The organism is Bacillus sp. 05T31 (assembly GCF_056396725.1).
Window position 1 is genome coordinate 1 of record NZ_JBFTMA010000365.1, and the last position, 5363, is coordinate 5363.

Here is a 5363-nt window from a genome sequence, read left to right on the forward strand (position 1 = left end):
ATGTACTTATTAGCAATTCTACTTCCGCCGGTAGCTGTTTTATTTTGCGGAAAGCCGTTTCAAGCGATTATTAATTTCATTTTAACCTTAATTTTTTGGGTTCCAGGAGCGATACACGCAGTTCTTGTGGTACATGATAAAAAAGCCGACAGGCGACTTAAAAAACAAGTTCAAGCGTATGATGAAATTAATAAAAGAAATAGAAGGTAAATTGCGATTGACATACAAAAAAGAAAGGAGATTTGATTCGCCTTTCTTTTTTGTATGCCAATCAAGTTTAAATTTTAGTATAGCGGTAAGAATTTTTAATATAAGTATTATGATAATAACTTTTAGAGTGTGCGTTTAATAAACCGGTGTAAATGCTTTCTGGCACATTAAAGAAATCATACATACCATTCTTTAGTTGAATACGTAAAATCATAGAAAAAGGATTATAGCCAACAGCAACTAATTTTTTTGAAATAACGGGAGATAGCTTCATCATTACGCAACTCCTTATTTTTCATTTTAGATGGTTTCTTGTAGTGAAGGGGATTGTCGTGTTGAAATCCTAATAATTAAAGGAGTATTATACTTATATGCAATATATTAAATGTTTGTTATACGTAATTATAAGGAAGTTCACACGAAGTACATATCGTTGTGCTATTTTTATTTCACCTTTGATTTATAAATAAGAAAATATTGACCATTTGAAAAAAAGGTATATTATTTATACGAGGTATTAAAAATTCACTTCTTACATTCTATGCTTTAAGGGGCAGTATTATTAGAAAAAATAGAAGTGAAAATAGTTTGTATAAGAAGTATTCTAAAATGTATAATCTGTGAATTAGGAAAATATTGAATGCTCCAGGTCAATATACTTTCTTGATTAAATGTATTTGGGAAAGTGACCTCAATATTTTCAAGTAAATCAACGGGAGAATTGAAAGGCAGGAGAAAGTAACATGTCAGAAAATTATCGTTCTCGAGAGGAGCGACGACAAGTTCAAAAGAAAAAACAGCCAGCTTCTAAAAAAACAAAACCAAAAGGTAAAACATCGTTTTTTCGTAAATTTTTAATCAGTTGTTTACTACTTGGTATTGTAGGTTTAGTGGCAGGGGTTGCTACCTTTTTCGTAATGATTAAGGATGCACCAAAACTTGAGAAAGCAAAACTTGTTAATCCGTTATCCTCAAAAATTTATGATAAAGACGGGAATTTGGTATATGAATATGGGAAAGAAAAGCGGACGAATGTTACGTATGATCAAATCCCTAAATTGGTAGAAAATGCATTTTTAGCAACAGAAGATTCGCGTTTTTATGAGCATAGCGGAGTAGATTTTAAAGGTACTGCTCGTGCAGTTTTAGTTAGTCTTAAGGGAGATTATGGCTCTCAAGGTGGTAGTACGATAACGCAGCAAGTTATTAAAAACTACTTCTTATCGATGGAAAAAACGTCAAAACGTAAAGTTCAGGAAATATATTTAGCCTATAAGCTAGAACAACAGTATTCAAAACATGAAATTTTAGAAATGTATTTAAATAAAATTAATTTAGGTAACCGTTCATATGGAATCGCAACAGCGGCACAAAACTACTATGGTAAAGAATTAAAAGATTTAACATTACCAGAAGTTGCGATGCTTGCCGGTTTACCAAAAGCACCGAATAACTATGACCCAACGAAAAAAGAAAATGTTCAAAGGGCAACAGAAAGAAGAAATACTGTACTAGGGTTAATGAATCGACATGGTTATATTACAAAGGCAGAAATGGAAGAAGCATCGAAAGTACCAGTGGATAAAAATATTAAGAGTGCAGCTGAACTACAAGCGATGCCACATACTGCATTTATGGATGCAGTTGTGAAAGAAGTAGAAAAAGAAATACCAGATGTTAATATTGGATCTGACGGTTTAGAAATTTATACAACTTTGGATCCAAAAGCGCAAGATTTTGCTGATCAGCTTTTAAATGCAAATATTATTAATTATCCAAACGATAAGTTCCAAGGTGCTTTCACATTTATGGATACGAAAACTGGAGAAGTTCGCGCTATAGGTAGTGGGCGCGGTGAAAATAAAGCAGTATTTAAAGGACATAATATGGCGATTGAATTAGATCGTGCAGCTGGTTCAACGATGAAGCCAATCTTTGATTATGCACCGGCTATTGAATATTTAAAATGGGCTACGTATCATCAAATCGATGACTCTCCATTTAAGTATTCAACTGGCCAAGAAGTGAGAAATGCAGATAGAAGTCATTTAGGGCCAATCTCAATGCGTGAAGCACTAACAAAGTCACGTAATATCCCAGCTATTAAAACAGCTAAAGAGGTAGGTATTAGTAAATCGAAAGAGTTCTCTGAGAAATTAGGTATTACATTTAATGTAGCACCGACAGAATCAACAGCGATCGGTACAAATGAAGCGTCACCAACTGAAATTGCAGGTGCTTATGCGGCATTTGGGAATGACGGTAAGTATACGAAGCCGCATTTTGTTAAGAAAGTAGTTTATCCAGACGGCAAGTCACAAAGTTTTGGACAAAAACCAAAACCAGTTATGGCGGATTCTACAGCATATATGATTACTGATATGCTTCGTTCTGTAGTTACATCAGGTACTGGTACATCGGCAAATGTGGCCTCTTTAGATGTAGCTGGTAAAACAGGTACAACTAACTATTCTACAAAACAGCTAGCACAATATGGAATTCCAGAAAGTGCAACTCGTGATAGTTGGTTTGCAGGATATACACCGCAATATACGATGGCAGTATGGACTGGATATACGAAAGATGGTAAAGACGAGTATATTAGTAGTAAAAATACAAAAATTGCACAGTTGATCTTTAAAGCAATGATGAGCGAGATGGCTACAGATAAATCACGCTTTAAAATGCCAAGTAGTGTTATTCAAGAAGGTAGTGAATTGCGTATAAAAGGTGAAAAACGTGATTCATCTCCAAATACTAGCGTACCGGATACAACGGAACAACCAAAACAAGATCAACAGCAAAAAACTGAAGAAGAGAAAAATCAAGAGGAATTAAAGAAACAGGAAGAACTTAAGAAACAAGAAGAGCAAAAGAAACAAGATGAACTTAAGAAGCAAGAAGAGCTTAAGAAGCAAGAAGAGCAAAAGAAACAAGATGAACAGAATAAGCAAAATGAACAAAACAATGGAAATGGTCAAGGAACTCCAAATCCACCAACTAATGGAGGTGGCCAAGGAACTCCAAATCCACCAACCACTGGAGGTGGCCAAGGAACTCCAAATCCGCCAACCACTGGAGGTGGCCAAGGAACTCCAAATCCACCAACCACTGGAGGTGGCCAAGGAACTCCAAATCCACCAACCACTGGAGGTGGCCAAGGAACTCCGAATCCACCAACCACTGGAGGTGGCCAAGAAACTCCAACCCCACCAACTACTGGCGGGAACACAGGAGAGGCTCCTTCCAATAATGGACAATAAATAATGCATTTAAAAAGTACCAAAGGTACCGATAAAACGGTTTCTTTGGTGCTTTTTATATTATAAAAATTAATATTATTTTTAAATGTTAAAAGTACCATAGAAATTTTGAAAGTAAATTGATGGGAAATGATAAAAAAATTGAGTCGGAGGTATTGGATAACTAGGGCTATAAAAAGTAGTACTACTAGGGTGTGTACCATGATGCCAAAATGAAGGGGTGACTTGGTCAGTCGATTGATATTGTTGCCAAGCGGCAGGAAGCTCGATACCAACATCGGAACTAGCTGTATGGACGACAGGAACATGTATTGAGGGAGCTGATGGGACAACGGCGGTTATTCTTGGTGATACCCACATGAAAACGATCACTCCTAAGTTTAATAATAAAATAGTATATTCTTCTAGAACATATAAAGGTACATATATAGGTTTTTTGCTTAAAACATAGGCATAAAGTCGTAAGACCAACTTAAATTGATGGTAGACCATTTATTATGAAAAGATACGTCTATTAGCGGAGGGCAAGGGAACATGAAAAATATACAATTGATGTGTTGATTGTAATATTTTACGTGTTTATGGAGGGATTTTAATGGAACGATTATGGACGAAATCATTTATACAAATGACTATCGCGATGTTATTTTTATTTACGGGGTTTTATTTACTTGTTCCAACGCTCCCGCTCTTTATTAAAGAGATTGGTGGAAATGAATCGCAAGTTGGACTGATGATGGGAATGTTTACAATCAATCGCGATGGCAATTGGCCCGATGATTGGATTATGGGTTGTACAAAATTATTCATTTCATGGTCTATTCTTGTTAGCAACTCTTTTATCCTTTATGGCAGTCGTATTATCGTTAATAACGAAAATGCCATTCACGCCACAAAAAGAAAAAGGGAAAATTCAGCTGTTTGAAAAATCCGTTTTATCAATAACGGTTGTTGTTTTCTTTTTATCATTTGCATATGGAGGAATAACAACATTTTTACCGTTATTCGCGTCATCAATTGATGTGAATCCTGGGACATTCTTTCTTGTATATGCAATTGCTTTAACAATTGTACGACCTATTTCAGGAAAACTATTAGATAAGTATGGAGAAGTTTTTATCATACTTCCGGCACTATGTATTACTATTTTAGCGATAGTTGTACTAACGAGTTCAAATGGTTTGATAGGTGTAATGATTGCAGCGGCATTATATGGTGTTGGATTCGGTTCAGCACAGCCCGCTTTACAAGCAGCGATGCTGACAATTGTTGATCCTAGTAAAAGAGGAGTTGCTAACGCTTCATTCTTTACCGCTTTTGATTTAGGGATTGGATTAGGTGCGATTTTACTTGGAGTTGTTTCACAAATGTTTGGTTACCGTATTTTATTCGCAGGTAGTGCAATTTCAGGATTAATAGCTTTAATTATATTTGTCATTTTTGTAAAACAAAGATTAGGCAAAAAGGATTTTGCGTAAACAGGAGGAACGAAGATGAAAATTTCGATTGATCATGATGCTCTACAATGGTTTAAGGAAGAATTGCGTATAAAGCATGATGAATCTATTTGATGTATTGTAAGGTAAGGAGGAAATAGCTCAATTCAGCCCGGATATTCTTTAGGGATTGTTTCTGAGAAATCAGATGGGGAAATAGTGTCAGTTGAGAAAGACGGTAGTTAATTTTTATAGATTTTGATGATCTTTCGTACTTTCAAAACTATGAATTAGTTGTAAGCTATCGTAAAGAAACGGAAGAAATTTAATTTAATTATGTAAAATAATAATTTTATTAAAAATAAATAAATTTTATATAAGAATTATATTTATGGGAATATGAAATAAATATTATAAAAAACCGAGCTGTGCATGAGTGCAGCTCGGTTTTTTA

Annotated in this window: 4 protein-coding genes and 2 pseudogenes; 4 read left to right on the plus strand and 2 right to left on the minus strand. The window is 34.9% G+C overall.

Annotated features, from left to right (window positions below; all coding sequences use genetic code 11):
• A partial coding sequence (locus tag AC1DJR_RS19405) for a YqaE/Pmp3 family membrane protein (RefSeq protein WP_002035374.1) occupies nt 1–210 on the plus strand: 210 nt, incomplete at its 5' end.
• A 67-nt stretch (nt 211–277) separates the two neighbouring features.
• Here the strand turns inward: AC1DJR_RS19405 and AC1DJR_RS19410 are convergent.
• A complete protein-coding gene (locus tag AC1DJR_RS19410) occupies nt 278–487 on the minus strand; it encodes a KTSC domain-containing protein (protein WP_002085762.1) in 210 nt (69 codons plus the stop codon).
• 466 nt (nt 488–953) lie between these two features.
• Here AC1DJR_RS19410 and AC1DJR_RS19415 point away from each other — a divergent pair, with 466 nt between their 5' ends.
• On the plus strand, nt 954–3473 hold the full coding sequence (locus AC1DJR_RS19415; protein WP_429687294.1) for a PBP1A family penicillin-binding protein: 2520 nt from the start codon (nt 954–956) through the stop codon (nt 3471–3473).
• An 81-nt stretch (nt 3474–3554) separates the two neighbouring features.
• Here the strand turns inward: AC1DJR_RS19415 and AC1DJR_RS19420 are convergent, their stop codons facing one another.
• Nucleotides 3555–3833, minus strand: coding sequence for a hypothetical protein (locus tag AC1DJR_RS19420; RefSeq protein ID WP_429687293.1), 279 nt, complete (start codon nt 3831–3833; stop codon nt 3555–3557).
• A 235-nt stretch (nt 3834–4068) separates the two neighbouring features.
• Between AC1DJR_RS19420 and AC1DJR_RS19425 the strand changes: the two are divergent.
• Together AC1DJR_RS19425 and AC1DJR_RS19430 are read left to right on the plus strand one after the other, a co-directional pair.
• A pseudogene (locus tag AC1DJR_RS19425) lies at nt 4069–4951 on the plus strand (MFS transporter).
• Nucleotides 4952–4966: 15 nt separating this feature from the next.
• Nucleotides 4967–5238 (plus strand): annotated as a pseudogene (locus AC1DJR_RS19430) (HesB/YadR/YfhF family protein).
• The last annotated feature ends 125 nt before the right edge of the window (nt 5239–5363 follow it).